22 protein-coding genes and 1 riboswitch are annotated in these 23,387 nt (G+C 64.8%); of the genes, 9 read left to right on the top strand and 13 right to left on the bottom strand.

Features of this window, described 5'->3' with window-relative positions; translation table 11 throughout:
• Nucleotides 1-3: 3 nt before the first annotated feature.
• The 6 genes from alaS to AO716_RS11600 form a co-directional block, all read right to left on the bottom strand.
• A complete protein-coding gene (gene alaS, locus AO716_RS11625) occupies nt 4-2,697 on the bottom strand; it encodes an alanine--tRNA ligase (protein ID WP_055240990.1) in 2,694 nt (897 codons plus the stop codon).
• A gap of 61 nt (nt 2,698-2,758) precedes the next feature.
• Complete coding sequence (locus AO716_RS11620; RefSeq protein WP_154578147.1) at nt 2,759-3,013, bottom strand: hypothetical protein; 255 nt, start codon at nt 3,011-3,013, stop codon at nt 2,759-2,761.
• Nucleotides 3,014-3,049: 36 nt separating this feature from the next.
• Nucleotides 3,050-3,424: a DUF948 domain-containing protein gene (locus AO716_RS11615; RefSeq protein ID WP_055240989.1), complete on the bottom strand. Its 375-nt coding sequence runs from the start codon at nt 3,422-3,424 to the stop codon at nt 3,050-3,052.
• Between the two features lie 199 nt (nt 3,425-3,623).
• A complete protein-coding gene (rpsD, locus tag AO716_RS11610; RefSeq protein WP_055242205.1) occupies nt 3,624-4,250 on the bottom strand; it encodes a 30S ribosomal protein S4 in 627 nt (208 codons plus the stop codon).
• 318 nt (nt 4,251-4,568) lie between these two features.
• Nucleotides 4,569-5,963: a replication-associated recombination protein A gene (locus tag AO716_RS11605; protein ID WP_404320089.1), complete on the bottom strand. Its 1,395-nt coding sequence runs from the start codon at nt 5,961-5,963 to the stop codon at nt 4,569-4,571.
• A 104-nt stretch (nt 5,964-6,067) separates the two neighbouring features.
• The gene (locus tag AO716_RS11600; RefSeq protein ID WP_055240988.1) at nt 6,068-6,904 is read right to left on the bottom strand and encodes a PhzF family phenazine biosynthesis protein; all 837 of its coding nucleotides are present in this window, start codon (nt 6,902-6,904) and stop codon (nt 6,068-6,070) included.
• Between the two features lie 69 nt (nt 6,905-6,973).
• Between AO716_RS11600 and AO716_RS11595 the strand changes: the two genes are divergently transcribed.
• From AO716_RS11595 to AO716_RS11585, 3 genes are all read left to right on the top strand, one after another.
• Nucleotides 6,974-8,008 (top strand): MFS transporter, encoded by a 1,035-nt coding sequence (locus AO716_RS11595; RefSeq protein ID WP_055240987.1) that lies wholly within the window; start codon nt 6,974-6,976, stop codon nt 8,006-8,008.
• A gap of 257 nt (nt 8,009-8,265) precedes the next feature.
• Nucleotides 8,266-8,385, top strand: a riboswitch (SAM riboswitch).
• A 51-nt stretch (nt 8,386-8,436) separates the two neighbouring features.
• Nucleotides 8,437-8,943: a flavin reductase family protein gene (locus AO716_RS11590; RefSeq protein WP_055240986.1), complete on the top strand. Its 507-nt coding sequence runs from the start codon at nt 8,437-8,439 to the stop codon at nt 8,941-8,943.
• A 134-nt stretch (nt 8,944-9,077) separates the two neighbouring features.
• The gene (locus AO716_RS11585) at nt 9,078-9,935 is read left to right on the top strand and encodes a PhzF family phenazine biosynthesis protein (RefSeq protein ID WP_055240985.1); all 858 of its coding nucleotides are present in this window, start codon (nt 9,078-9,080) and stop codon (nt 9,933-9,935) included.
• A gap of 111 nt (nt 9,936-10,046) precedes the next feature.
• Here the strand turns inward: AO716_RS11585 and aspS are convergent, their stop codons facing one another.
• Nucleotides 10,047-11,840 carry an aspartate--tRNA ligase gene (gene aspS, locus AO716_RS11580; RefSeq protein WP_200907618.1) on the bottom strand — a complete coding sequence of 598 codons (1,794 nt, stop codon included), beginning with the start codon at nt 11,838-11,840 and terminating at the stop codon, nt 10,047-10,049.
• Nucleotides 11,841-11,968: 128 nt separating this feature from the next.
• Here aspS and AO716_RS11575 point away from each other — a divergent pair, with 128 nt between their 5' ends.
• The gene (locus AO716_RS11575) at nt 11,969-13,276 is read left to right on the top strand and encodes an APC family permease (RefSeq protein ID WP_055240983.1); all 1,308 of its coding nucleotides are present in this window, start codon (nt 11,969-11,971) and stop codon (nt 13,274-13,276) included.
• On the opposite strand, the gene AO716_RS11570 is transcribed toward AO716_RS11575, so the two are convergent.
• The 5 genes from AO716_RS11570 to AO716_RS11550 all read right to left on the bottom strand — a co-directional run bounded on the left by AO716_RS11570 (nt 13,273) and on the right by AO716_RS11550 (nt 17,539).
• Nucleotides 13,273-14,274, bottom strand: a complete 1,002-nt coding sequence (locus AO716_RS11570; protein ID WP_055240982.1) for an adenosine deaminase — start codon at nt 14,272-14,274, stop codon at nt 13,273-13,275. The genes AO716_RS11575 and AO716_RS11570 overlap by 4 nt on opposite strands.
• Before the next feature lie 115 nt (nt 14,275-14,389).
• Entirely contained in the window at nt 14,390-15,424 is a 1,035-nt protein-coding gene (locus AO716_RS11565; protein WP_055240981.1) for a nitronate monooxygenase, read from the bottom strand.
• Between the two features lie 28 nt (nt 15,425-15,452).
• Entirely contained in the window at nt 15,453-15,659 is a 207-nt protein-coding gene (locus AO716_RS11560) for a helix-turn-helix transcriptional regulator (RefSeq protein ID WP_055240980.1), read from the bottom strand.
• Entirely contained in the window at nt 15,659-16,120 is a 462-nt protein-coding gene (locus AO716_RS11555) for a hypothetical protein (protein ID WP_055240979.1), read from the bottom strand. Before AO716_RS11555 ends, AO716_RS11560 begins: the two co-directional genes overlap by 1 nt.
• Nucleotides 16,121-16,786: 666 nt before the next feature.
• Nucleotides 16,787-17,539, bottom strand: coding sequence for a DMT family transporter (locus tag AO716_RS11550; RefSeq protein ID WP_235472110.1), 753 nt, complete (start codon nt 17,537-17,539; stop codon nt 16,787-16,789).
• A gap of 169 nt (nt 17,540-17,708) precedes the next feature.
• Here AO716_RS11550 and AO716_RS11545 point away from each other — a divergent pair, with 169 nt between their 5' ends.
• Nucleotides 17,709-19,127 (top strand): PLP-dependent aminotransferase family protein, encoded by a 1,419-nt coding sequence (locus AO716_RS11545; RefSeq protein ID WP_055240978.1) that lies wholly within the window; start codon nt 17,709-17,711, stop codon nt 19,125-19,127.
• Nucleotides 19,128-19,162: 35 nt separating this feature from the next.
• On the opposite strand, the gene AO716_RS11540 is transcribed toward AO716_RS11545, so the two are convergent.
• Nucleotides 19,163-19,993: a MerR family transcriptional regulator gene (locus AO716_RS11540; RefSeq protein ID WP_055240977.1), complete on the bottom strand. Its 831-nt coding sequence runs from the start codon at nt 19,991-19,993 to the stop codon at nt 19,163-19,165.
• 112 nt (nt 19,994-20,105) lie between these two features.
• Between AO716_RS11540 and AO716_RS11535 the strand changes: the two genes are divergently transcribed.
• From AO716_RS11535 to AO716_RS11520, 4 genes are all read left to right on the top strand, one after another.
• Nucleotides 20,106-20,786, top strand: coding sequence for a hypothetical protein (locus AO716_RS11535; RefSeq protein WP_055240976.1), 681 nt, complete (start codon nt 20,106-20,108; stop codon nt 20,784-20,786).
• Nucleotides 20,787-21,031: 245 nt separating this feature from the next.
• The gene (locus tag AO716_RS11530) at nt 21,032-21,682 is read left to right on the top strand and encodes a maleylpyruvate isomerase family mycothiol-dependent enzyme (RefSeq protein ID WP_235472069.1); all 651 of its coding nucleotides are present in this window, start codon (nt 21,032-21,034) and stop codon (nt 21,680-21,682) included.
• A 510-nt stretch (nt 21,683-22,192) separates the two neighbouring features.
• Entirely contained in the window at nt 22,193-22,447 is a 255-nt protein-coding gene (locus AO716_RS11525) for a hypothetical protein (protein WP_055240975.1), read from the top strand.
• A gap of 268 nt (nt 22,448-22,715) precedes the next feature.
• Entirely contained in the window at nt 22,716-23,003 is a 288-nt protein-coding gene (locus tag AO716_RS11520; RefSeq protein WP_152969953.1) for a hypothetical protein, read from the top strand.
• Nucleotides 23,004-23,387: the final 384 nt, after the last annotated feature.

Here is a 23,387-nt window from a genome sequence, read left to right as displayed (position 1 = left end):
GTACTAACCCCGGTTCGCCACTGCTGCGCGGATTGCTCCCAGCGCCTCGGAGATCCTGGCAGCATCCGATCCGCCGCCCTGGGCGACGTCGTCCTTGCCGCCGCCGCCTCCTCCAAGGACACCGGCTGCGGTTTTCACCAGGGCACCGGCCTTGACTCCTGCTGCACGGGCCGCCTCATTCGTGGCCACGATCACCACCGGGCGGCCGTTGGCTGCACCGGCTACTGCCGTCACGGCTGCTTCGCTGCCAAGGCGGCTGCGCAGATCCAGGGCGAGCGTCCGAAGGTCATCGGCACCGGACACCGTGCCGGCGTCGTGTGCCAGGAGGCGGACTCCGTCAATGTCCACGGCCGTGCCCACCAGCGCAGCAGCAGAAGCTGCAAGCTGGTCGCGGCGCAGTCGTTCGAGTTCCTTCTCAACCTGCTTCAGCTTCGCGAGGGTGGCTGCCACGCGTTCCGGCACCTGGACAGAGGGGACCTTGAGCATTTCGGAGAGCTCGTTGACAAGTGCGCGCTCAGCGGCGAGGTGCCGGAAGGCATCCATGCCAACAAAGGCTTCCACGCGGCGGTTACCCGAGCCTACGGACTGCTCACCGAGCAGCGTTAGGGAACCGATCCGGGAAGTGGAGTCAACGTGCGTGCCGCCGCAGAGTTCGCGGGACCATGCGCCGTCGATCTCCACCACACGCACCTGGTCGCCGTATGCTTCACCGAACAGGGCGGTAGCTCCCAGCGCCTTGGCATCTGCCAGGGACATGATCTTGGTTTCGACCTTGTGGTTGCTGCGGATGGCCAGGTTGGAGACCTCTTCGATTTCCGACTTGGCGGCATCGGAAAGGCCTTCGCCCCAGGAGAAGTCGAAGCGCAGGTAACCGGCCTTGTTGAAGGAACCGCGCTGCAGCGCTTCCGGGCCGAGGATCTGGTGCAGGGCGGCGTGCACAATGTGCGTACCGGAGTGCGCCTGCTCGGCGGCGTGCCGCTGCTCGGCATCAACCACGGCCTGGGCCAGGGCGCCCGCGGAGATTTCACCTTCGCGGACCACTGCCTTGTGGACAGTGAGGCCCTTGACCGGGCGCTGGACATCGGAGACCTCAACGACGAAGCCGTCGCCGGTAATGAGCCCGACGTCGGCAGCCTGGCCGCCGGCTTCTGCGTAGAACGGGGTTTCGTCCAGGACCAGCTCGATCTCGGTGCCCTGGCCTGCGTAGGAGACTGACTGGCCGTTGGACACGATGCCGCGGACGGAAGACTCGGTGGCGAGCTCGTCGTAGCCGGTGAACACGGTGTTGCCGGACTTCAGCAGTTCGTTGAACACGGACATGTCCGAGTGGCCGTGCTTCTTGCCGCGGGCATCTGCCTGGGCGCGCTGGCGCTGTTCCTGCATCAGGGAACGGAAACCTGCTTCGTCCACCTTCAGGCCGGCTTCTTCTGCCATTTCGAGGGTGAGGTCGATCGGGAACCCGTAGGTGTCATGCAGCGCGAAGGCGTCGGCGCCGGAGAGCGGCTTGCCCGCAGCCTTGGACTCCTGCACTGCGGCTTCGAGGCGTTCGGTGCCCGAGGCGATGGTGCGCAGGAAAGCCTTTTCCTCGGCGTAGGCGATGCGGGAAATGCGGGCGAAGTCGGTCTCGACCTCCGGGTAGGTGCCCTTCATGGCGTCGCGGGAGACGGGCAGCAGCTCGGGCAGCACAGCGGTTTCCACGCCGAGCAGGCGCATGGCGCGGACGGCGCGGCGGATCAGGCGGCGCAGCACGTAGCCGCGGCCTTCGTTGGACGGGGTAACGCCGTCGGAGATCAGCATAAGGGCCGAGCGGATGTGGTCGGCCACAACCCGCATCTTCACGTCATCGGCGTGGTGCGGGTCCGAGGGATCCTCGGCGGAGGTGTAGGCCTTACCGGAGAGCTCGGCTGCCTTGTCCAGGACCGGGCGGACCTGGTCCGTCTCGTACATGTTCTCGACGCCCTGCAGGATCATCGCGAGGCGTTCCAGGCCAAGGCCTGTGTCGATGTTCTTCTTCGGCAGTTCACCTGCGACGTCGAAGTCCGTCTTCGAACGGACCTCGGAGAGCTGGTACTGCATAAAGACGAGGTTCCAGATCTCGATGTACCGCGTCTCGTCGACTGCCGGTCCGCCTTCGAGGCCGTAGGCCGGGCCTCGGTCGTAGTAGATCTCCGAGCAGGGACCGCCGGGGCCGGCCTGGCCGGTGTTCCAGTAGTTGTCTGCCTTGCCGGTGCCGATGATGCGCTCGTTCGGGACGCCGATCTTGTCCCGCCAAATGGCGCGGGCCTCGTCGTCGCGCTCGTCGCCGTCCTCGTAGACGGTGACCCAGAGGCGCTCGGGGTCAAGGCCGTAGCCGCCCTCTGCCACGGGGCTGGTCAGCAGCTCCCAGGCAAAGGTGATGGCGTCTTCCTTGAAGTAGTCACCGAAGGAGAAGTTGCCGGCCATCTGGAAGAAGGTGCCGTGGCGCGCCGTCTTGCCGACCTCTTCGATGTCTGCTGTGCGGATGCACTTCTGGACGCTGGTGGCCCGGCTGTACGGAGGGGTCTCCCGTGCCGTGAGGTACGGGATGAAGGGCACCATGCCCGCGACGGTGAAAAGCAGCGAGGGGTCGGTGGTGACGAGCGACGCGGAGGGAACGACCGTGTGGCCCTTCCTGCTGAAGAAATCCAGCCAGCGGCGTGCGATCTCGTGGGACTTCATGGTGGTTCTTACCCTTCTGGTAAATCAATTCCGCGCAGGGCGGCTGCGCGGTGGAAGAAAGTCAGCGGCGGGCCGAAGACATGGTCTGGGCGACCGTGTCCGTGGTTTCCAGGCCCAGGGCGGAGCGGAGCTCGCCTTCACGGGTGGTCATGGCGTCGCGGAAGGCGTCGGTGAAATCGTGCAGGGCGTCGGCTGCAGTGCCAACGGCGCGGTTGAGGCCGGCCGGGCCAAGGGTCTGCTTGGCGTCGGAGATGCGGCGGACCGCAATCACGCCGATCGTGATGCCGATCGACATCCAGAAAACACGCTTAATCATGTGCTGCTCCTATTGTGGACTGCGTGGCGGTTGGCCTTAGCGGCTGCGGCGGCCGCGTCCGGCGGGCCGGCGTGAAGCAAGTGCGGTGCGGACTCCGTAGGTGAAGGCGGAAACCTTGATCAGCGGCGAACCGACCGTGGCGGCGACCAGGGAAGTCAGCGCAGAGACGTTTGCAGAGGCATCGGAGACGTTGGAGGAGATGCCGTCCACCTTCTGCAGCTGCAGGTTGGTGGTGGACACCGTGGTGGTCACCTCGTCGATCAGCGGAGTGGTCTCATCGCTCAGGGTCTTGATCGATCCGCGAAGCTCGTCGAACACCTTCCCAAGCTTGAGGATGGGGACGGCCAGCAGTGCAACCAGCACGGCAAAAACCCCGGCTGCGATCAGACCGGCAATATCTCCACCTGACATGGTTCTCCTTGGGTTGTATTCGAAGAGTTTCCGCTATGTACCTTACCCACTGACGGGACAGGACACTTACTTGGCGGCGGCGCGTTCCCGCACCGGCCTGTGGCCGGGGGCCTGCACGAAATGAAACAGCCCGCGGCACAAAGGCCACGGGCTGTTCCATTTTCGCGCATGTCTCCCGGAAACCGGGAAAACAGTCGAATTAGCGTGCGTAGTATTCCACCACGAGCTGCTCTTCGCAGGTCACGGGGACTTCCGAGCGCTTCGGGCGGCGAACCAGGCGAGCCTGCAGCTTGTCCAGGGAGACATCCAGGTAACCCGGAACAGCGGGCAGGACGTCGCGGTGGGCGCCGGCAGCGGCAACCTGGAACGGCGTCATGGTCTCGCTGCGCTGGTGCACATGGATGAGCTGGCCTTCGGACACGCGGAACGACGGGCGGTCCACGCGGGCGCCGTCAACCATGATGTGGCGGTGCACAACCAGCTGGCGGGCCTGGGCGATCGTCCGGGCGAAGCCGGCACGCAGCACGAGGGCGTCAAGACGCATCTCGAGAAGCTCGATCAGGTTTTCACCGGTCAGACCGGCGGTGCGGCGGGCTTCTTCGAAGACACGGGTCATCTGTGCTTCGCGGATGCCGTACTGTGCGCGCAGGCGCTGCTTTTCGCGCAGGCGGACTGCGTAGTCGCTGTCCTGCTTGCGGCGTGCGCGGCCGTGCTCACCCGGGGGGTAAGGCCGGCGCTCGAAGTACTTTGCTGCCTTGGGGGTCAAAGCAATGCCGAGGGCGCGCGAAGCGCGGGCCTGACGGCGTGCACGTGTTGAATTAGCCACGTTCACCTTTCACTGTTTTGGCGGTTTTGCCGTACGCGCCGGGAAACCCGCCGTGCACGGCTAATGCGTAGTCACTGGCCTCCATTAGGGAGAGCTCCGGCCAACCGCTGCCTTCTGCTGCAACGCAGTTACCGGACACAGTCCCACCGCGTCCGGACGCTAATCCGGAGATGAGGTGGGATTGTCCGGCAGTGCGCTTGCCAGTCAACCATCAATCCTAGCATGCGCGGGCCTTCGGGTACGGGCCGCGCACCGCGGGGCGCTGTTCCCTGCCCGTTCCCTGCCCGACAGGGTCCGACAGTGTCCGTCCCCGGTCCGCTACTGTCCGCGGATGATCCCGCGCAGGCGCTCCAGCCGGGCAGCGATGTCCCGCTCCGCGCCGTTCGCGGTGGGCTTGTAGTAGTCCTTCCCCACGAGGTCATCCGGCGGGTACTGCTGTTTCGCCACGCCGTGCGGCTCATCATGCGAATACACGTAGCCCTTGCCGTGGCCCAGCTGCTTGGCACCTGGATAATGGGCGTCGCGCAGGTGCGCAGGGATACCTTTCCCGTAGCCGGCGCGTACGTCTGCCGTAGCCGCGCCGATCGCCTTGTAAGCGGCATTGGATTTAGGAGCAGTGGCGATATGGACCACCGCCTCCGCAAGGATCAGCCGTCCCTCCGGCATACCGATCATCTGAACCGCCTGGGCGGCGGCCACCGCCGTCTGCAGCGCCGTCGGATCCGCCATACCCACGTCTTCGGCCGCGGAGATCATCAGCCTGCGCGAGATAAACCGGGGGTCCTCCCCCGCTTCGAGCATTTTCGCCAGGTAATGCAGGGCGGCGTCCACGTCGGATCCGCGCAGCGACTTGATGAAGGCGCTGGTGACGTCATAGTGCTGATCCCCCGCCCGGTCGTAGCGCAGGGCTGCAACATCCAGTGCCTGTTCGGCATGGGTCAGCAGCACAACCGGTACTTCAACGTCCGGGTCCCGTTCCGAATAGGCGACGCCGGCTGCGGCTTCGAGCGCGGTCAGCCCGCGGCGTGCGTCCCCCGCGGCAAGACGGACCAGGTGTTCCAGCGCTTCGTCGCTGAGTTCAACCCGCCCGGCCAGCCCGCGTTCATCCTGGACTGCGCGGACCAGCAGCGCAGCGATGTCTTCTTCCGTGAGCGGTTTCAGGGTCAGCAGCAGGGACCGTGAGAGCAGCGGCGACACCACTGAGAAGGACGGATTCTCGGTAGTGGCCGCGATAAGTACTACCCAGCGGTTCTCCACACCGGGCAGAAGTGCGTCCTGCTGGGCCTTGTTGAAGCGGTGGATTTCGTCCAGGAACAGGACGGTTGTGACACCGTGCAGGTCCCTGGCGGTCAGGGCCTCGTCCATGACCCGCCGGACGTCCTTGACGCCGGAGGTGATTGCCGAGAGTTCAACGAATTTGCGCCCGGGCCCGCGGGCTACGACGTGCGCCAGGGTGGTCTTGCCGGTGCCGGGCGGGCCCCAGAGCATCACCGAGGAAGGGCCGGCTGGTCCTCCCTGCGGAGCTTCGGCGAGGGTCCGCAGGGGTGACCCGGGCGCCAGCAGGTGCTGCTGCCCCACCACCTCGTCGAGGCTGCGGGGGCGCATCCGTACCGCCAGCGGGCTGCGCGGGCGCTGACGGGAGTCGCCCTCCGTGGCGTCGTCGTCGTGGTCCTGCAGGTCCTGGTCCTCGCCGCTGTTGAACAAGTCATTCACGCTTCAAGGCTACCCGCGCCATCGAGATGACACTTACGGCTCCTTTCAGCGCTGAAAAGAGCCGTAAGTGTCATCTCGATGGGCATGATGCGCTAGGTGAACTGTTAGAGCGAAACGGAGCCGTCAATGCAGGTGACGGACTCGCCGCCGATCCAGATGCGGCCTTCGCGGGTGAAGACGCGCACCAGGCCGGACCGGTGGACGGCGGTGCCCTGGGTGACCGTATAGCGTTCCTCCGCAATGCCCTGGCCGATCAGCCACTGCGCCAGGCCGGCGTTGAGGCTGCCGGTGACCGGATCTTCGGAGACCCCGAGACCAGGTGCAAAGGCGCGCACTTCGAAGTCCGTCTCGGCGGCTTCCGGCTGCCGCCCGATCAGCCCCACCCTCAGTCCACCGAGTGCAGCGTGATCGGGCTGCACAGACAGAACAGTCTCCGCGTCAGGCAGCAGCAGTCCCAGCCAGCCCGGGCCGTTGTCCACCCACTGATGGTCCAGGACCTGGTCCGGAGTGAGTCCCAGGGCTGCCGTCACCCGGGCCAGGACATCGGGCTCCACCGGACCGGTCCGCAGCAGCCGCGGTGCAGCAAAGGCAGCCAGCCCGGCATTGACCCGAAGCGGAACCAAACCGATGCCGCATTCCTGGACCACCAGTCCGGGCTTCATCGGAGTGTTGCCGGCTTCGGTCCACGCATGGCAGGTGCCGAGCGTCGGATGACCTGCGAACGGGATTTCGCCCCCGGGCGTGAAGATCCGCACCCGGTAATCAGCCTCGTCCTGCGTTGCCGGCAGGACGAACGTCGTCTCCGAGAGGTTCGTCCAGCGGGCGAACTGGAGCATTGCCTCATCGTCGAGGTCTTCCCCGTCCAGCACCACGGCCAATGGGTTGCCCTGGTACGGCTTTTTACCGAAGACGTCTACCTGTTTGAACCACCGTTGTCTCATGCGGACACTGTAGTGCTTCGGCGTGTCGGCGCGGAAAGGCATGCCGCACGGGTCGGCTACGCTCAGCGCATGAGAAACAGGCCTGGCTCCCGCAGAGCTGTCTCAGCGGCGGCGGCTGCGCTGGGAGGCTCAGCTGAGCTGGTGGACTTCCTGATCCCGCTGTGGGCAGGAATCGAACTGGAAATCGGCAGTGCCGCCATCGGGGTGCTCATTGCTGTGGAGCTGACCGTCTCGGTCGCAGCGCGGCCCGTTGCCGGACGGCTGACCGATGCCTTCGCCCGGACCCGGATCGCAGCTGCCGGTGCCCTCGTTTACGCCCTCAGCTGCCTCGGTTACGCCTTCGCCGGCTCGCTTTCCTGGGCGCTGGCGGCGGCCGCTTTGGGAGGAATCGGGGGTGCCCTCTTCTGGATTGCAGTGCGCGCGGTCGCCGCCGAGTTCCTGGACAGCGACTCCGGGTCTATGGCGGGGCTGCTGTCCTCCGAATCGTTCGGGTCCTGGTTCTTCTGGATCCCGGCCATGGTCCTGCTTCCCGCCATCGGGTTTTTCGGGGTCTTCACCGCTCTGGCTGCCGCCTGCCTGGCCGCAGCGCTGTGGCTGGTCCTGGTTCCAGCGGCGCCGTCGTCAGCTCCAGAAGCGGCGGAGGCTGAATCCCGGGGAAGCGGGCTCCGTCCGCTGCTGTTCCTCGCGGCACTGACCGCCGTTGCTGAAGCCGGTGTGGGGCTGCTGCTTCTTCTGTATCTGCAGAACACTGCTGGGCTGGAGGTCTACCAGATCGCCCTCGTCTACCTGCCCGGCGGAATCGCGCTGACTGTTCTCCCCCGGGTGCTGCACCGCTATACGGAACGCCGCGGACGCCGGGCCGGATACGTGGCGGCATCAGTCTGTTCCGGCGTAGCGGCCGGATGCCTGGCATTCACACCCTCTCCGCTGGTGATCGCGGTGCTCTGGGTGCTGACCTGCGCGTCCTGGGCGATGCTGATCCCGATGCATGGGGCGGTCGTGGCTGAGACCGGCAGAGTTCGCCTCGGCCGGGGAATGGCGCTCCTGAGTAATGCAGGACTGATTGGCGCCGCGGCAGGATCCCTGTTGGCAGGCTTCCTCTAGGACGGCGGTTCGTGGCTGGTTTCCTGCCTGGTGCTGGGAGCCGTCATTCTCAGCGGGTCCATCCTGAGGCCGCTGGCCCTGAACAGGATGGGTGTCAGAGACAGACCGGACTTCCCTGCCGTGGCACCGGCCCCTGTGGAAACAGGAAACGGGCCGGCAACCGGTTAAGTACTCCCGTTACGAACTGTTGCCCGCCACAGCCGGTATGTGACGAACGTTTGCCCCGGGCCCCTTTCCGCTCCTAGATTGGTAGCCAGAATCAAGAGTTCCAGCCACAGGCCCTGGCCGGCTGGGCGGCAACCCTCTCGCCGTAGCGGGGTGCTCCAGGTGACGATTCGGCCGTTCCGGTGGATCTCCCGGTCCGGCAAGTACAGCGCTGGCATTTCGCGGTTCGCACCGCAGGCTGCGCGTCAGGCAGAGGAATCTCCATGGCACTTGAAACCGATCTCCAGCCCAACGCACTGCGCCGGGCCTTCGGGCGCTTCCCCTCCGGAATCGCAGCACTCTGCGCCGAAGTCGACGGCGCGCCACAGGGAATCGTGGCCTCTTCCTTCACCGTGGGCGTTTCGATGGATCCGCCTCTGGTCATGTTCGCGGTGCAGAATACCTCCCGCACCTGGCCGCTGCTTCGGGCTGCGGACCGGATCGGCGTGTCCATCCTGGGCACGGGGCACGACGGCGTCTGCCGCCAGATCGCTTCCCGCGACGGCGACCGCTTCGCCGGACTAAGCCTGCACGAAGCCGACACCGGCGCCCTGTTCCTGGACGAGGCCGCCCTCTGGCTTGAAACGTCGGTTGAGAACGAGGTTCCGGCCGGGGACCACGCCGTCGTACTGCTCCGCGTTCACGGCTACTCAACCCACGACGGCGCCCATGAGCCGCTTGTCTTCCACGGCTCGGCGTTTCGGAATCTCGCGGTTCCGGCTTTCGCCTGAGTCGCCCGAACGCGCAAAACGCTCCGTTTTGGGAAATCGCTCCGCCGCGCCACGGAGCGAACAGCACAAACTGGAGCAGCTTGGGGCAATCCGTGGCTAGCGGATCCACCCGGCCGACTCACTAAGCTCAAATAGTGACTTCCGAAATTCCCGTATCCACCCGCCCGTTTGTCCAGGTTGACGTGTTCAGCCCGGAGCCCTTCGGCGGCAACCCGCTCGCCGTCGTCCTTGAAGCCTCCGGCCTAACCGCCGCCCAGATGCAGCGGTTCGCGAACTGGACCAACTTGTCCGAGACCACTTTCCTGCTGCCCCCGGAAGATCTGCGCGCTGACTACCGGGTCCGGATTTTCACTCCGACCGAGGAGCTGCCGTTCGCCGGGCACCCAACCCTCGGCTCCGCCCATGCCTGGCTGGAAGCCGGAGGCAAACCCCGCCAGGAGGGCACGCTCATCCAGGAATCTGCCGCCGGGCTGGTGCGGATAAAAGCGGACGGCGGCGGGCGGCTGGCGTTCGCGGCTCCGGACCTGACACGGTTCGGGCCTGTTGCTGGGCACGAACTGGACCGCGTTGCGGCAGGGCTGGGACTCCCACGTGAGGCGCTGCTGGACGCTGCCTGGCTGGTCAACGGTCCTGAGTGGATCGGTGTGCTGCTGGGCTCCGCTGAACAGGTGCTGGCGATCCAGCCCAACTACCCGGCCATGGCGGGCCTGGCAGTCGGCGTCATCGGCCCGCATCCCGACGGCGCGGCCACCGAGTTTGAAGTGCGCACGTTCATCTCCGATGAGCTCCCCTGCGAGGACCCGGTGACTGGAAGCTTCAACGCCGGCGCAGCGCAGTGGCTGATTGGCAGCGGCCGGGCGCCGTCGTCCTATACCGCTGCCCAGGGAACGGTCCTGGGCCGGACTGGACGAGTCCATGTGGAAGCTGACGGCGAAGACATCTGGGTGGGCGGGGAATGCACTACCCGCATCTCCGGGACCATCAGCATCTGAGGCAAGCGAATCGCTGCGGTTTGGAAAACGCGCTAACCGTCCGCATCGTAAAGGTTACGAACAGAAAAAGACCCGGCCGCCAACATGGCGGCCGGGTCTCTTACATTTCAGCTAGGACGCGGGAGTCTCAGCAGGCTTTTCCTGCTTCTTCTCCGGCTTGAAGTCCACGCCGGCTTCCTTGCGCTGCTGGGCGCTGATCGGCGCGGGAGCGGAGGTCAGCGGGTCGTAGCCGCCGCCGGACTTCGGGAAGGCGATGACGTCGCGGATTGAATCGGCGCCGGCCAGCAGGGCCACCACGCGGTCCCAGCCAAAGGCGATTCCGCCGTGCGGCGGGGCGCCGTACTTGAAACCTTCAAGCAGGAAGCCGAACTGTTCCTGGGCGGTCTCCTCGGAGATACCCATGACCTTGAAGACGCGCTCCTGCACATCGCGGCGGTGGATACGGATTGAGCCGCCGCCGATTTCGTTGCCGTTGCACACGATGTCGTACGCGTAGGCAAGTGCGGAGGCCGGATCCTTGTCGAAGGTGTCCAGGAACTCGGGCTTCGGGGAGGTGAACGCGTGGTGCACTGCGGTCCACTCGCCTTCGCCTGCTGCGACGTCGCCGGCTGCAACTGCTGCTGCGGCGGGCTCGAACATCGGGGCGTCAACAACCCAGACGAAAGCCCAGTCCTTCGGGTCGATCAGGCCGGTGCGGTGGCCGATTTCCACGCGGGCAGCGCCGAGCAGGGCACGGGCCTCGTTGGTCTGGCCGGCGGCGAAGAAGATGCAGTCGCCGGGATTGGCGCCGACCTTCTCTGCCAGGTGTTCGCGCTCAAAGTCGGTGAGGTTCTTGGCGACCGGGCCGGTGAGGGAGCCGTCTTCCTGAACCAGCACGTAGGCAAGGCCCTTCGCACCGCGCTGCTTGGCCCATTCCTGCCAGGCATCCAGGGTGCGGCGGGCCTGCGAGGCACCGCCCGGCATTACGACGGCGCCGACGTACGGTGCCTGGAAGACGCGGAAGGTGGTGTCCTTGAAGAACTCCGTGAGCTCGGTCAGCTCCAGGCCGAAGCGCAGGTCCGGCTTGTCCGAACCGTAGCGGGCCATTGCGTCCGCGTAGGTCATGCGGGCAATCGGGGTCTGGATCTCGACGCCGATCAGCTTCCAGAGTGCCTTTACGATCTGCTCGCCGAGGGCAATGATGTCGTTCTCTTCAACAAAGCTGGCCTCGATGTCCAGCTGCGTGAACTCCGGCTGGCGATCGGCGCGGAAGTCTTCGTCGCGGTAGCAGCGGGCAATCTGGTAGTACTTCTCGAAGCCGCCAACCTGCAGCAGCTGCTTGAACAGCTGCGGTGACTGCGGCAGGGCATACCAGGAACCCGGTGCCAGGCGTGCCGGGACCACAAAGTCGCGGGCGCCTTCCGGCGTCGAACGCGTCAGGGTCGGGGTTTCGATTTCAACGAAGCCCTCGTCGTGGAGCAGTTCGCGGGCCACGCGGTTGGCCTCGGAACGCAGGCGCAGTGCCGCGGAGGGAGCCGGACGGCGCAGGTCCAGGTAGCGGTGCTTCAGGCGGGCTTCCTCACCGACCTCAACATGCTCATCGATCTGGAACGGCAGCGGATCCGAAGTGTTCAGGATGACGACGTCGTCGGCAATAACCTCCACCTCGCCGGTGGCCAGCGCGGGGTTCTCGTTGCCCTCGGGGCGGCGCTCCACCTTGCCGGTGATCTGCAGGACGTACTCGTTGCGCAGGCCGTGGAAAACGTCCTCTTCACGGACGACGACCTGGGCTACGCCCGAGGCATCACGCAGGTCGAGGAAGGCGACGCCTCCGTGGTCCCGGCGGCGGGCTACCCAGCCGGCCAGGGTGACGGTCTGTCCAATATGCTCGGCCCTCAGGGAACCAAGGGCATGTGTGCGCAGCACAGCATTCCTTTCAACTACGGTTACTTGCGGAAAACACCAGTTTCCGCCCATTGTGAGTAAAGATCTTCTTTGAGTTTACCGGTGTTCCCCAAGCTTCCCGGCCAAGGGCTGACCGATCGGAGGCCCGTTTGTCCGGCAATGCTGCCACTGCCCGCCCGCTGGGGGGCTTCGACGCGACCACTGCCGGCATCGGTTCCATTGTCGGTGCGGGCGTGTTCATTGTCTTCCCTGCAGCCGTGGCCGCGGACGGCGGCCCGCTGACCGTTCCCCTGGTGATCGCCGCCGTCGTCGCCTATGCCTGCGGCGTCGCGGTTTTCCAAATCAGTGCAGCCCTTAATGAGGGCCAGGCAAATTACGACGACGGCGGTACCCGGGCCGCCCGGGTGATCCTTGGCCCCACCGCGGCTTTCGTCACCGGGTGGGTCTTTTTATGTTCCCGGCTAGCGGCCTCCGCGGTGGCAGCCCTGATGGTGGGCACGTATCTGGCGCCCGATTATGCTGTGGCGGTGGCCGTCGCGGCCGTAGCCGTGACCGCAGTGCTCAACCTGTTAGGGGCAACCCGCAGCGACTGGGTATCCCGGTTCATCGTTGCCTTCGTGATTGCAGTCCTTGCCTTTGTGGCCGTGGTGGCGTTCAACTCCGAGCTGCCGGCCGGCAACCCCAAGCTCGCTACGCTGCCCGAACCCGGTCTCGCCGGACTCCTTGAATCCTCGGCCCTGCTCTACTTTGCCTTCATTGGCTACGGGTACCTCGCCTCGCTTGGACCCCATGTCCGCTCCCCCGGCAGAAACATTCCGCTGGCGCTTCCGGCAGCAATCGCCGTCGTCCTGGGCCTGTATCTGGTCCTGGGCCATTCCCTGCTCAGCTACTTCGGCCCGGCCCGGCTCGCTGCCGAAACCACACCAATGGTGGTGCCGGTGGCCGACATGAGCGGCGGAGTGGGAGTCGGCGTTGTCCTGATCGCCGCGGCTGCCACCGGGCTGGGTGCATTGTCAGCGCTGAACGCCGGCTGCGCCCGAATCGGGGCGGCGATGGCCGCGGAGGGTGAGCTGCCTGCGCCGTTCGGGCGGAAGCGGTCCCTGCTCCGCGGCAGGCCGGAAATCCCTTGGGTTGGCGTGGTGGCCGGCGCCGCCGTCGTTATGGCTCTGGTAATTGCATTCCCCTTGTCCACTCTGCTGGGCGTCGCTGCGTTCACCGGGCTGCTGTATGCCGGAGGTACCGCGGTGATTGCCTTTACGCTGCATAAACGCCGCTGGTACACGCCGCGGGTGCTGAATGTGGTCGGAATCGCCGGAACGCTGCTGCTGGCGCTCTCGCTTCCGCTGCTGGACATCTCGCTGGGGCTGATGGCCGTTATTGCCGGCGCTGTGGTGCGGCTGACGTTCCGCCGCGGGCGCGGCGATGCACGCGGCGGACCGGTCAGGCCGCCTGACTAGTCGATCCCCTCCACCAGGAGCCAGGCCTCGACTTCGGCCAGCAGCTCGGCCTTACGTTCAGCAGAAGCGAACGACGCCGTAATCGAGTTCTCCGCGAGCCTGGCCAGCTGGGCGGGGTTGAGGTCGAACGTTTCGCGCAGGACGGCAAAGTTGTCGTCAACGTAGCCGCCAAAGTACGCAGGGTCGTCGGAGTTCACCGACACGTTGAGCCCCTGTTCGAGCAGCAGCGGCAGCGGGTGGCTCTCCAGTGAATCGACGGCCTGCAGGCGGACGTTGGAGAGCGGGCAGATGGTCAGCGGAATCTGGTCGCGTTCAAGCCGTGCCACCAGCTCTGGGTCATCCATGCAGCGGATACCGTGGTCGATCCGGTCCACCAGCAGCAGGTCCAGTGCCTGCTCAATGTAGTGCGACGGACCTTCTTCCCCGGCGTGGGCCACCAGCTTCAGGCCGGCAGCACGGGCCTGCTCGTAGAGCGGGACAAAGTCCTCCGGGGGGTTGCCCAGCTCGGCTGAGTCCAGGCCGATCCCGATGATGGGCGCGTCCATGGCCAGCAGGTCAGCGAGGACCCGTGACGCTTCCTCCTGCGGACGGTCGCGCAGGAATGCCGCGATCAGCGCCGTAGAGATTCCGAACTCAGCTTCGGAGGTCTTTAGCACGGAGGCCACACCGCCAATGCAGGTTTCAAGCGCGACGCCGCGGGCCAGGTGCGCCTGCGGGTCCACCATCATTTCAACGTGACGCACCCCGGCGGCAGCTGCGCGGGCAAGGTAGGCGCGGGTCATGGCGGCGAAGTCGGCTTCGGTGCGCAGCACGTCCATGTTGGCGTAGTAGAGGTCCAGGAAGGACTGCAGGTCCGTGAACTCGTAGCGGGCACGGAGCTCATCCAGGTCCGCGTAGGGCAGCTCGATGCCGTTGCGGGCAGCCAGTTCAAAGATCAGTTCCGGCTCCAGCGTTCCTTCAATGTGCAGGTGGAGTTCGGCGCAGGGCAGCTTGCTCAAGACGGTCCTCTCAAAGGTTTCGGGCGGGCGCGGCGTGCCGCTTCCTCCCTTTCAGCCTAGGATGCCCGGACTGTCCAAACCATTCCGGCCCGGCCCTGCCTACGCGTGAGATTGGCTACTGCAGGGTGTGTTCCGGCCCGGACAGCCAGGCGATGATGTCCGCTGCCGGACGCCGGGGCGCGCTCCGCCAGCCGGTGCCCGCCCACAGGTGGAGGGTATCGGCGTCGCCCGCTTTTCCGGCAGCCTGGCGCAGTTCCCGGGTGAGGTGGTGGACGGCGGGATAGGCGGTCGGTGCGTGGTGTCCGTGCCGGTCGGCGAATCCGTTGCGCAGTGCCCGTGCCGGCCGGCCTGTGAAGGCTCTGGTAAGCACGGTCTCGGTGAACGTGCTGCTGGTCAGCGCGGCCCGGTGGGTTGGCGAGGTTCCTGCTTCGTCTGCGAGGAGCAGCAGGGTGCCGACCGCTACGGCTTCAGCGCCGGCGGCCAGCAGGGCCTCGACTGCTGCCGGGCCGTCGACGCCGCCGGCGGCGATGATTGGGAGGCCTGCTGCTGCCCGCACGGCTTTGACCAGGTCTGCAGTCGATGCGGGATCGATCCGGCGGGCGGGGTCGAAGGTGGCGCTGTGTCCCCCGGCCTGCGGCCCCTGGACCACCAGACCGTCGACGCCGGCAGCCTGCGCCTGGTGTGCTTCCCCAGGCGTGGTCACCGAGGCGAGGACTTTGGTTCCAGCAGCCTGCAGCGCCGCGATATCCGATGCCGCCGGGAGGGCGAAGGTCAGCGACACGACGTCGACCGGATACTGAATCAGCAGCGCCAGCTTTTGCGCCCAGGAATCGTCATCGTCCACGGGATGCTCGCTGAGGATCAGCCCATAGCGGTCCGCCTCAGGCTGCAGCGCGCGGGCGTAGGTTCGGAAGGCTGCTTCATCGACGGTTTCAGGGGCGGGAACAAAAAGGTTCACACCGAAGGGCAGCCCGGCGGCGCGCAGCACGCTGATTTCCTGGGCCAGGGCTTCCGGCGTTTTGTAGCCGCCTGCCAGGAACGGGAATCCGCCGGCTGCGGCAACTGCGGCGGCCAGCGCCGTCGACGTTGGTCCGCCGGCCATGGGCGCTGCGGCTATCGGCAGGCGGGAGGGAAGCAGAGGGTTTGTCATCGCGGCGCCTTTCTGTCTTTGTGTCCGGTCATTTGCCGGGCGCGTGACCGGGGGTAAACAGGTCTTCGATGCGGCAGTGGAAAACTGCGGCCAGCCGGAAGGCCAGGGGCAGTGACGGATCGTAGCGGCCTTTTTCGATCGAGATGATGGTCTGCCGCGAGACCCCCAGTTCGTCGGCGAGGCGCTGCTGCGACCAGCCGAGTTCAGAGCGGCGGCTGGTGAGGGTGTTCTCCATCAGGCAGCGGTTTTCTTCAGCCACAGGTAGCGTGCGCCGAAGTCGAGCATGGCGAACGCGACCACGCTTCCCAGGATCGGACCGGCGGTTCCCTCGGTTCCCAGGAACGAAAGGGCCGCACAGCCCAGTCCCCCGACCAGGAGAATGTCCGTAAACGCACCGCTGGCCGCTTTTTCGTACCAGGCCGATTCGACGGAGTCCTCGGGTTTTTCGAGGGCCCCGGCCAGCGTTGCGCGGTCAACGAGCACTGCCCAGGCGAGCACAGCTGCAACCGGCAAGGTGAAGACTGCCATAACTGCGAAGGCAAGCAGCGGACGGTCTCCGTTTCGCAGCACCATAAAGAGCCAGCCCAGAGCGCCCGACAGGAGCACTCCGGCGGCCAGCGAAGCGGCCAGCAGGTGTGCGCTGCTGCCGCCGAATTTCGCTCTGCCCCATTTGCTCGGGGCGTTTTTCACGGTCATCAGTTCACCTTTCTCCGGGTCATGTCAAGGTAACTGTACTGTCAAGCGAGCTATACGTAAAGGGTGCTTGACTACACGGCGTCGCATTTCGGCTCCCTGCCCGGTCGTCTCGGCGGCGGCTAACCCAATCCCGGTTGGTGCAACAGCCCCGGCGGGTTTTTATTACTATCTTCGAACTTGATGCAAGCACTTGAATTGGGCCATGCGCTATTTGTTAGCGTCGAGTAGATGAAAAACATAATTTCGCCGGGAAAAGCGGCCGCTGCACTTACTGCTGTTTTCTTACTGACGGGGTGCGCAGGGCAAGGTGAGCCGGAAGGCGCATCCACCCCATCGACTTCAATTGATCAAAGTCCAGGAACAACCAGCGCTCCCGTCGAGGGAACATACACGGGCACACAGTCCATTACTCTGGATGCCCGGTCCGGGGAAGCTACACAGGTCTGGGTAAGCCTCACGTGTATCAGCCCCGGAACACTTTCCCTGCCGGACGGCGCGCAAACGGTCTGCATCGATGGCAGTGCGGGGGCAACAAGCACTACGCCTCATGATTTGCCACCCGGGCAAGACACAATTGAGGTCACAACAAATGACCCCTCTGTCGAGTACAAGGTAAAAATTGCTTATGAGAGCGGGTAAATCTCTGCTCCGTCGTCGGAATTATGCTTACGCAGAACGCTTCAGCCGCACCCGAACGGCCATGCCGGCGCTAAGGATGACGGCGACACATCCGAGGACCGTGGTCCAGGTGAGCTCCTCGCGGAGAAGAACCACGGCCCAGAGGACGCTGAGGACGGGTTGGACGAGCTGCACCTGGCTGACTTGGGCCATCGGGCCGATGGCAAGTCCGCGGTACCAGGCGAAAAATCCCAGGAACATACTCACCACTGCCAAATATCCGAAGGCCGCCCACTGGACGGGAGTCCCTGACGGCGGATGCTGCACGACGGCAGTGATTGTGAGGGTGAGCATCAGCGGAGAAGCGATGACGAGAGCCCAGGAGACCGTCTGCCATGCGCCCAGCTCACGGGCAAGCAGTCCACCCTCTGCGTATCCGATCGCTGCGGCGAAGACCGCTCCAAACAACAGCAGATCCGCTGAGGTCAGTTCCTTGGGCCCTCCACCATTCAGGAGAGCAAAACCCACAGCAACGACGGCGCCGATGGCAGCCATTAGCCAAAACGAGTAGTGCGGGCGTTCTTTCCCCCGGATGGCGGCCGTTACCGCGGTAGCTGCCGGCAGCAGGGCTATGACGACGGCGCCGTGGCTTGCCGGTGCCGTCGTGAGCGCGAAGGAGGTAAGGAGGGGGAACCCGACGACGATTCCGCCGGCAACCACGGCCAACCGGATCCACTGGCCGGCACTTGGGAACCGCTGCCGGGTCAGGGAAAGGGCAGCCGCGGCAAGGGCCGCGGCGATGACTGCACGACCCTATCCAATGAGAAGTGGGGACAAACCTTCGACCGCGATTCGGGTGAGCGGAACGGTCAGGGAAAAGGCGAGGATCCCTAGAAAACCCCAGGCAATCCCCGTCCGCTGAGCCGATAGCGGGGCCAATGAATTGAGAGTAGCGCTACTATGTAGTTTCATGACCAACGATAGCAGTAGAAGGATCGTCGAAGCACTGCAGGAGTGGATCAAAAGTGCTCCTGCTGGGGCAAAGCTCCCGTCGACCCGTTCCCTGGTGTCCCGCCATGGGGCCAGCCCGGTAACGGTTCAAAAGGCCCTGCGTGCCCTGGCCAGCCAGGGCCTGATCGAGAGCCGGCCGGGGGTTGGTACCTTCGTCCGTGCCGCCCGCATTGCCCGGCCAGCGGATTTCGGCTGGCAGACTGCAGCCCTTGGTGCACCCCGTAATCGTTTGTCATCATCACCGGCGGCAATGAGGCCCGCATCCACTGATGCCATCGCCTTGAACGGCGGCTATCCGGACCGTGAACTCCTGCCCGAGCGTCTGATCCGCTCCGCTCTGGGCCGGGCAGGCCGGCACGACACAGCGTTGAGCCGCTCCCCGGCGTCGGGTCTTCCGGAGTTGCGGTCCTGGTTTGCCTCGGAACTGGCTGCCGTGACTCCCGCCGGCGTCGCCCCGGCGTCGGCGGCTGATGTGATCGTTTTGCCCGGCAGCCAGAGCGGACTCAGTTCCATTTTCCGTGCCCTGGTCACGGACGGCCGGCCCCTGTTGATCGAATCTCCGTCTTACTGGGGCGCCATCCTCGCTGCAGCACAGGCGGACGTCCGTCTGGTCCCAGTTCCTACCGGACCCGCGGGACCCGACCCCGAGGAGGTAGCCCGGGCTTTCGAGGAAACCGGTGCACGGGCCTTCTACGTCCAGCCGAACTACGCCAACCCCACCGGCTCCCAATGGACCCGTGATACCTCGCAGCAGATCCTCGAGGTCGCCAGGACCTATGGCGCGTTCCTCATCGAAGATGACTGGGCGCACGATTTCGGCATCACCACCGACCCGGCACCCGTTGCGGCTCACGACGACAGCGGACACGTCGTCTACATCCGGTCGCTGACAAAAAGTGCATCACCCGCCCTGCGTGTGGCTGCGATCATCGCCCGCGGACCAGCCCGGGAAAGGATCATGGCAGACCGCGCGGCTTCGTCCATGTACGTCAGCGGTGTCCTTCAAACAGCGGCCCTGGACATCGTGACGCAGCCCGGGTGGCAGACACACCTCCGGGGACTTCGGCACCAGCTGCGATCCCGCCGCGACCTCCTTGCTGACAGTCTCGAGAAGCACGCTCCACTGGCCACCCTCACAGCCCTGCCCTCCGGCGGGTTGAACCTCTGGATCAGACTTCCCGATGCCACGGATCTCCCGTCTTTCATCCAGAGGTGCGAGACCAACAACGTCCTCGTGGCCGGCGGCAACGAATGGTTCCCAGCCGAACCCACCGGCCCCCATATCCGCCTCAACTACTCCGGACCCAATCCCGGCGCCTATCCGGAAGCAGCCCGGGTCATCGGCCACATTCTTGGGGAATCCGCTATACGTGAATGATCGGTTCCTGAGAGCCGCCCGGTTGCTGATCCCTGTTAGGAAGCGGAAGACGCGTTGGCTGCGAGTTCTCCGGTCAGTTCCATGCAGCGCAGACGCGCCGGGGAGTAGTTGTAGGGCATCATTCCGACGGCTTCGAGGAGGCTTATCCGCTCTCCCCCGCCGCCGGCGTCGTCCTCATTTTCTGCGCCAGCCGGATGCACCGCATCCCAGGAGTCAAAAAGCTCATCGTCGCTTTGTGCCTGACCGGAATCGTTGATGGCGGCATCGAGTTTCAGTTCAAAAGCGTGCCGTTCTGCAGCGGCTTGCGCCACGCAGGGATCGTCGACGGCGACCGTGTCATCCAGTGCGTCCTCGGCGGCCTCGACGCGGTCGGATTCCTCCCGCAGACCGGGGTGAGTGGCCAGGGCGATATAGCGGCCGGCATTAACGGCCGCACCGAGCGGGCCAAAGATCCGCTCGATGACCAGCAGGTTGTCCAGGTCTGCCTGGCGAAGCGAGCCCGCTGGCAGGCCTCTAAGGCGGCCGGTGACGAACTCGGAGAGCAGACCCATCCGGCCCTCCACGGTGCGCATTCGCTGCACGACGGCCGTGTGGCGGCCGTTATCGACGGCAGCAGGAGCAGCGTCAGCGAAGATGTCACGGATGTCGTCCTCATCGATCCCGGCGCTGACCATTTTGTGGATCCACAGCAACCGGATCATGTCGTCATAGCCGTAGCGGTGGTGGCCGTCGCCGGCCCGTTCCAGCTCAGGAAGCAGACCCAGCTCGCGGTAGCGATGGATCGCGTCCGGAGTGGCGCCGGTGAGCTGTGCCGCGTCACCGATCTCGACCTGACGCGGCGGAAGGGGGAAAGGGGACGAATGCATGTGCGGGGCCTTCCAGTACAGGGCGGGACGTCGCGCCACTCCTCAGCGGGACATTTGGGGCCCTAAACTCTTTTCCATTTACAGGCACCCTTAATTGATTCATAGTCTAGGCATGGAATGGGTTGGCATTCTCCCGGAAGACGCCCCAGACCCCCGTGCCGAATGGGCCGAAAACCTAAAGCTCATGCCCATTCCAGTGCTGGGGCTGATGTCCCAGCCATCTCTTGAGGACACCGACTCCGTCAGTCTGAACTACGCCCTGGATGACCATGGGTACAGCGGAATGACAGCGAGCATCACCTACAGTCTCTGGCGAAATCCGGATGACCGATCAGACCCCGTTAACCTGGCGGACCTCGACGAGGAGACCCTCAGAGGGATCGACGATGTTCCGCGGTGGCCCCGGCCCCCTTGGCTGATCGAGCAGGTGGAGCGGATGCGCTATCCGCAGCTGTGGGAGGCCGTGCGGACCACTTGGCACCGCGAGCCGCACTCTTCGCTTGAAAGCCTCCTGGCTGACCACGTCAACCACATCCTGTTGAACCAGTACCGGCAGCACCTCTGGCCCGGCGGTAAACCCTGGGACCAGCACGCACCCGTAGTAACTGCCCGGACGGTAAACGGCCAGGCCAGAACCGTCGTCAACGGAGTCGAGGTGCCCGGCGCAGAGGTCGATACTGATCCGTTTGTGTACGGCATCGGAGCCAGCCTCGCTGGCGGCGGCGTCGTTACCGCGGTGCTTCCACGCGCTGAGCTCAAATGGATCCAGGTCCGGTTTGCGACCCGGCGCTGACGGCCACACTCCTCCGCCAAGCTGGGGATCCTTCAACGGACAGCGGCCATGTTGCTCTCTTCAAGTTATCAACCTGCTGAAAGGCTAGCCTGCGGTTGCCGCGGTCATCAGTGAGGACGAGCCAATCCACATTGTCCGGCATGCCTGCTCCTTGGGCTGCCGGTCCGTCCTCGAGGGCACACGGGCGAAGTTCGACAACCTTCTCATTGCTGAATCGCGCACGCTGAGGGATCCATATCCGGACGTTGGATTGGGAGGATGCCGGTGTGGAGCGGAACATGGTCTGGCAGAGCATCGACGTTGAGCGGGAAGCTCTCGCGGACCAGCTTGCGCAGGTAGACGAGGCGCAGTGGTCAACTCCTTCGCTCTGCGCTGGCTTGACAGTACGCGAGGTGCTCGCGCATCTGACTGTCAGCGGAGCGGTGTCGGGGCCCCGTTGGTTCGCGGGCGTCGTGCGTGCCCGGTTCGACTTCGACAAACAAGTGGAGGACCGCCTTCGCGAGCAGCTGGGCACCTCCTCCTCAGAGACACTGAGCCGATTCAGGTCGACCATTGGCAGCCGCACATCTCCGCCGCTGCCGCGGCTGGCGCTGCTAGGCGAGATGGTCGTTCACGGAGAGGACATCCGTCGGCCGCTTGGTCTGGTCCGCGACTATCCGGCCGCGGCCCTCGTCGCATTGCTGCGCTATTACGCGGGTACCAATCAGGTGGTCATCGCCAAGAAACGGGTTCGTGGCCTGCGGCTGGAGGCTGTGGACACGGGCATCAGCCTCGGGGAAGGCGACGTCGTCCGTGGTAGTACCGTCGCACTCATCATGGCGATGACAGGCCGGAGCGCCTACTGTGCCGAGCTCACCGGCCCCGGAGTCGCCGAACTTGAGGCCCGCACAAGCTGACAACCCACGGTCGCGTCAGGCGCTGCGGCAGGGACGTTCAACCTGGGGCCTCGTACCGGGAACCGTGCCGTTTGGAGAGTTGGACCGAGGCGAATCGTTTCAAATGTTCACCTCCAAACCTGGGAAATGGATAGGGTGAGCCATGACTTCTGTGCAGCGTCGTCCGTCCCCGTTGCCCGCAGTGTTAGGCGTGGTGACAGCCGTGGCGCTTTTTCTCATTCCAGGATGGCTGCCGGCAGAGTTCCGATCGCGTTGGGACTGGGTCATCGCTATCAGTCAGTGCATCGCCGCAATAGCCGCGGTGGTATATATCGCATGGTTCGTACGACGGCAGCGAGACGACTATTGGCGCGAACGTGGAAAGGACCCCAGACATCCCGAGCTGTGAGTGATAGCTTCCATGACGGAGAGTCCTGTTCACGGATCCATATCGGTCATGTGCCTGTCCCGGACCGCGCGGGCTCGCTCAGGACCAGCAATGAATGTTAGCGGCGTCGAGGAGGACGCAGGATGGCACGAAATAAAACCGTTAGCGGCAAGTCACTCCTTTACTTCCTCGGCTTCTCGATCGTTATCGGCGTCGTGGTGGGTTTAACCCAGGGCTGGCAATACTCCTTACTTGGCCTTGGCGCCGGCCTGGGTCCAATAATTGGTGTCTACTTCGGCAATAAGAAGGCAGCAGAGGTGGACGCGTACCGCGACGAGTGGCTGGCGAAGCGAAAGGCGCGCCGCGAAGAACGTTCGCCCGAAAGCTCCACTGAGTAGGCGTCCCGTTCAGGGATCGCCTAATGGGACCCCTCAAGTGCTTATCTTCGGGGTAAGTCCTGCACCGTCCGCTAGGCTGGGGCCGTTGCATCGATGGGGTGTGGCAGCGGGTCAGGGGGGCACCATTAACAGAAGACCGTCAGTAGGAATGATCGTCGTACTAGCGATCTTGGGTGGCTTTGTCCTTGGAATAGGAACGACGCCCTTATCGGCGCCTGGTGAATCCGCTACTGAGACCGCCACAGTTGCGATGGCTCCAATAGCGTCGATGGGGTCTTCTGAGCTGAAGGATGATCCTGCGACGGCGGTCTACGAACCGTTCATCGCTTGTTCTGCTGATTATGCCTCCGGTCCCGGCGCGGCCCTGGACCGGAGTGACCAGATCGGGCCGGAGAACAGCGTGATGGTTTCACCCGAGCAGCTGAGAGCCATGGGCCTGCCGGATTCAGAGGTCACAGCCCAGGCACACGCGTGGCATGGGTTGAGTCCCGAAATGCGCGAAGAGCAGTTGTGCCGTGCGTCTCAGGAGAACGCAGCTGTGGATGAGCTGCGTTGAGTACCCAGCAAAGCACGACGGGTTTCAAGCGGCGGGGCAGGTCAACTAGGCCTGATCTCCTCGTGGCAGTTGTAGGGGTCGTGGCTTTTCTCCCTATCCTGCTTTCAGTTGTCCTCTTCGCAGTAACTCTTATTTCCTTTGTCCAGCGAACGGGTGCCGTGTGGACCCAGGTAGCGATGTACCTGCCATTTGTCGCGTTGGCATTTGCGGCCCTTCTGACTTGGAGGGCAATGAGACGAGCGGAGACAAATCGTAAGGCATGGGCGATGTGCCTTGTCACGGTGACGCTGCTCATCAGCGCCGCCTTCCCTCCCGTCTATAGCCTGGGCAAGGGAATAGCCGAGGAGCTATGCGAAAGCGCGCCGGGTGGCCGCGGATACGCGG

Source organism: Arthrobacter sp. Edens01, assembly GCF_001307035.1.
Lineage (GTDB): Bacteria > Actinomycetota > Actinomycetes > Actinomycetales > Micrococcaceae > Arthrobacter_B.
This window is presented reverse-complemented; position numbering and strand designations above follow the sequence as displayed.